Source organism: Aphanizomenon sp. UHCC 0183 (assembly GCF_009712065.1).
GTDB classification, from domain to species: domain Bacteria; phylum Cyanobacteriota; class Cyanobacteriia; order Cyanobacteriales; family Nostocaceae; genus Dolichospermum; species Dolichospermum heterosporum.
On record NZ_VILC01000161.1, the window covers coordinates 1 to 3757 of the forward strand.

The window sequence follows — 3757 nt, forward strand, 5'->3', positions numbered from 1 at the left end:
TTTTCAAACATCCTCTAAGCATTAGACTTAGACGTTTAAATTTCACCAAGTTCGCGTACCAAAATGTTTACACGCCTCCGCAGCAGTATTTCCAGCTAGTGCTAATGCTTCTATAAAATTCGTTTCCAGGATGTAGTGACAGAAAGCACCGTGAAAAATGTCTCCTGCGCCCAGTGTATCAACGGGCTGTATTTTTGGCACATTAACTACACCAGACTGATCACGAGTTAAGTATTGGATGGGGTTTTCCCCTTGAGTAATGGCAATATAAGGAATGTTAAAATTTTGCAAATAGGCAAAAACGTCTTCCTGATTTTCGCAGTTAGGCGGATAGAAATTAGCAGAACAAATAGCATAATTGACGAAGGGTAATATTTCTGCAAATCCTGGTTTCCAGCTACCACCATCAATAACAACTGGAATATTCTGAATATTAGCAGTTTGGGCAATAATTTTGCTGACCTCCATTTGATGTCCGTCAATTAATACAATATCAATATCTTGTAAAATATTGGCAGGGATAGAAGTAATATTTGCCTGAGTTTTAACGGCATTAATAGAAATTACCGCTCTTTCACCTGTACCTTGGGTAACAATAATTGAAGAGACAGGTGGCGGTGTTTTCCTGTAGGGGTCTAAGTCAATAATTGCAATTTGGTAATTCTCTAAATCGCTACAAATTAGCTGTGTGATATGGTGCGAACCCAATACACCTAAAACTGTAGATTGGTTGTTTAAATGACTAAAGGTGACGGCGGCGTTTGTTGCTGGTCCCCCTGCTGCTATAGTATAGTCAGTGGCAACTAATTTTTGATTATTTTGGGGGGGAGAATCCGCGAGATAAATGAAATCTAAGGTAATTAAGCCGACAAATAAGCCAGATTTGCTCATTGTTAATTGGTAACTTGCTCAAAGTATTAAGTAAATTATAGGAAAGTTTATGAATTTAATGGGTAGCACCCCTACATAATTCATTGGTTTAGGTATTTTCAAAATGTTTAATTATTTTTGCTCATGCACTTACCTAAGTAGGTTAGGAATGTGAATTAAATAAGGTGCAAAAGTAGGGTGTGTTAGCGACAGCGTAACGCACCATTCCAGGTTACATCAGAATTGCAGGTTATTAAATTTGCGTTCCTTAGCATTGAAAATCGTCGTTATGGCAAGGCAAGAGGCAAGAGTGAAGAGGCAAGAGTGAAGAGGGTTTGGGCGATTTTACTTTTCTTTACACAGATTGGTTTTATTGTGTTCACCTACTTATGATGATAATTTTTATGCAAGGAATCAAAAAAAGTGTAACTTTTGAGAATTGGAAACTTTAACCTGGATTGTCTTCATTTTTTCAAGTTTGTTCTTATATCTTAACAGAGATTAGTAAAATACTGTTAAGTAAATTCGTAAATCAAATAGCACCGACGTATAATCAATAAAATCATAGTAAAATTAATTTGCTTAGAGAGTAAAAGATCATGTTCAAAAATATGGCGATGGATGCACTAGGTTTGAGTGATATTGGTGCTGTGATCAAACCAGAAGATTTTCATAAAGTTGATAGTGATGATTATGTAATTCATGAAGAAGGGGAAAAGATCTATTTTTTAATTAAGTCGAAAACTGATGAATACTGTTTTACTAACCTAGCGTTAATTCATCTAGATGGAAATTCTGCGGTTAGTAAAAAACGTCTACTCAAACGTTTTAGTTATAGTCATCATATTATTAAGGATGTGAAGCTAGAAACCGCAGGAACAATAGATATGGATATCGAAATCAAGTTAATAATGGGGGATATATCCTATTCTATTGATGTTGCTAAAATTTATATTGATCCTTTGAAAGACTTGTACAAGGCTTTACTGAAAATTGCCTCAATTCAACGAGAAAATGCTCTTTATCATCAATATGCTCAAACTAGTTTAAATACAGCAGCTAGTACAGTTAGTCGTTCAACAACTACATCAACTTCAGAAGAGCAATTTAAATCAATTAATCAGTATGCTTTTAATTGGTTAAAATATGCTCATGAAACTTATGTGCGGAAAGATTTTGGTGAGGTGTTTGAGAAATTTATTAACAACTAATTGATAAATTACAGCAAATTGTCATCAAACCCCTCTCCGCAAGCGATGAGGGGAATAAGATTTACCTCCTAAGAGCATCAAACCGCTGTATGATTAAAGATGTAATGAAAATAGATTTGCAGAAATTGAAGAGGAGATAAAAGCAATGGAAAAAGCACCAGTAACAACTCTCTATAATCAAGATTTTGTTCTCTGGGTTGAGAATACAATTCAGCAATTAAAGGAGAGAAATGTTAATGATATTGATTGGAATAATTTAATTGAGGAGGTATCATCTTTGGGAGGAAGAGAGAGACGAGAATTAGAGAATCGTTTGACGACTTTGTTTGAACACGCACTCAAACGATGTTATGTCCCCTTACCTGACTGTTATCGGGGGTGGGAAAATACTATTAAACGAACTCAAAAAGACATAAAAAAATTGTTAAGAGATTCTCCTAGTTTACAGAATTATTTTTTAGAAATTTTCTCTGAATGCTATCTAGATGGGGTTGATAACCTAATTAATGAATATGATGTTAATTTTCCTGATATTTGTCCTTTCCCAGAAAATTTAGAGATTTTGTTAAATAATAAATTTTGGGAAAATGAAGGAAATTCACCAATGAATTAAATTATATTGAAGATTATCTAATTCAGTGAGATCATTAAATCCGTTTAATCCGTGTTCTGGAATTATCTAATCCGTGTTCAAGATTAAATTGAAGATTATCTAATTCAGTGAAATCATTAAATCCGTTTAATCCGTGTTCTGAAATTATCTAATCCGTGTTCAAAATTAATATGCAAACTGAACCAAAACCAGGAACACTTTATATTGTCGCTACACCCATTGGTAATCTAGAAGATATGACTTTTAGAGCGGTGAGAATTTTACAAGCAGTGGATATGATTGCGGCAGAAGATACACGCCACACAGGCAGATTATTACAACATTTTCAGGTAAAAACTCCCCAAGTTAGTTACCATGAACATAATAGTAATAGTCGTATTCCCGAATTATTAGAACAGTTACAATTTGGAAAAGCGATCGCTTTGGTAAGTGATGCGGGAATGCCAGGAATTTCTGACCCAGGATATGAGTTAATTAAAGCTTGTATTGATGAGGGGATTACTGTTGTTCCTATCCCCGGTGCAAGTGCTGTCATTACGGCTTTGAGTGCGGCTGGATTACCTACAGATAGGTTTATTTTTGATGGTTTTTTACCAGCTAAAAGTCAACAAAGAAAGCAATATTTAGAATCTTTACAAGGGGAATCCCGAACTTTAGTTTTTTATGAATCACCCCACCGATTGCGGGATACTTTAGCAGATTTAGGGGAAGTTTTAGGAAGCGATCGCTCTCTAGTTATAGCACGAGAACTGACGAAATTATACGAAGAATTTTGGCGGGGAACAATTGCCGAGGGGATTACCCATTACCAAGATAAAGAACCCCAAGGAGAATATACTCTTTTAGTAGCTGGAAATCCACCTAGTAAACCTCAACTCACAGAAACCGAATTGAAAAACGAACTATTATCAATGATTAAACAGGGTATTTCTCGTTCTCAAGCTAGTCGTGAGATAGCAAAGGATACGGGTTTATCTCGTCGCTATCTCTATCAACTAGCTTTGACAATTGAACTTAGCAGCTAAGTACAGAGACGATGATCAGGATCTTAGCGATCGCTATG

General features: G+C 35.4%; 4 protein-coding genes. 3 read left to right on the plus strand and 1 reads right to left on the minus strand.

The features are described from left to right. Positions 1 to 42: 42 nt before the first annotated feature. Positions 43 to 891, minus strand: coding sequence for a sugar kinase (locus FJR37_RS25575; RefSeq protein WP_168467468.1), 849 nt, complete (start codon positions 889 to 891; stop codon positions 43 to 45). Between the two features lie 578 nt (positions 892 to 1469). Between FJR37_RS25575 and FJR37_RS25580 the strand changes: the two genes are divergently transcribed. The 3 genes from FJR37_RS25580 to rsmI all read left to right on the plus strand — a co-directional run bounded on the left by FJR37_RS25580 (position 1470) and on the right by rsmI (position 3719). Further along, entirely contained in the window at positions 1470 to 2081 is a 612-nt protein-coding gene (locus tag FJR37_RS25580) for a PH domain-containing protein (RefSeq protein WP_168467469.1), read from the plus strand. A gap of 145 nt (positions 2082 to 2226) precedes the next feature. Continuing rightward, positions 2227 to 2694, plus strand: coding sequence for a DUF29 domain-containing protein (locus FJR37_RS25585; protein ID WP_168467470.1), 468 nt, complete (start codon positions 2227 to 2229; stop codon positions 2692 to 2694). Between the two features lie 170 nt (positions 2695 to 2864). Further along, a complete protein-coding gene (gene rsmI / locus FJR37_RS25590) occupies positions 2865 to 3719 on the plus strand; it encodes a 16S rRNA (cytidine(1402)-2'-O)-methyltransferase (RefSeq protein ID WP_039202076.1) in 855 nt (284 codons plus the stop codon). Positions 3720 to 3757: the final 38 nt, after the last annotated feature.

Coding starts and splice junctions, on each gene's coding strand:
- FJR37_RS25575 (WP_168467468.1), bottom strand. CDS start 891: ATGAGCAAATCTGGCTTATTTGTCGGCTTAATTACCTTAGATTTCATT.
- FJR37_RS25580 (WP_168467469.1), top strand. CDS start 1,470: ATGTTCAAAAATATGGCGATGGATGCACTAGGTTTGAGTGATATTGGT.
- FJR37_RS25585 (WP_168467470.1), top strand. CDS start 2,227: ATGGAAAAAGCACCAGTAACAACTCTCTATAATCAAGATTTTGTTCTC.
- rsmI (WP_039202076.1), top strand. CDS start 2,865: ATGCAAACTGAACCAAAACCAGGAACACTTTATATTGTCGCTACACCC.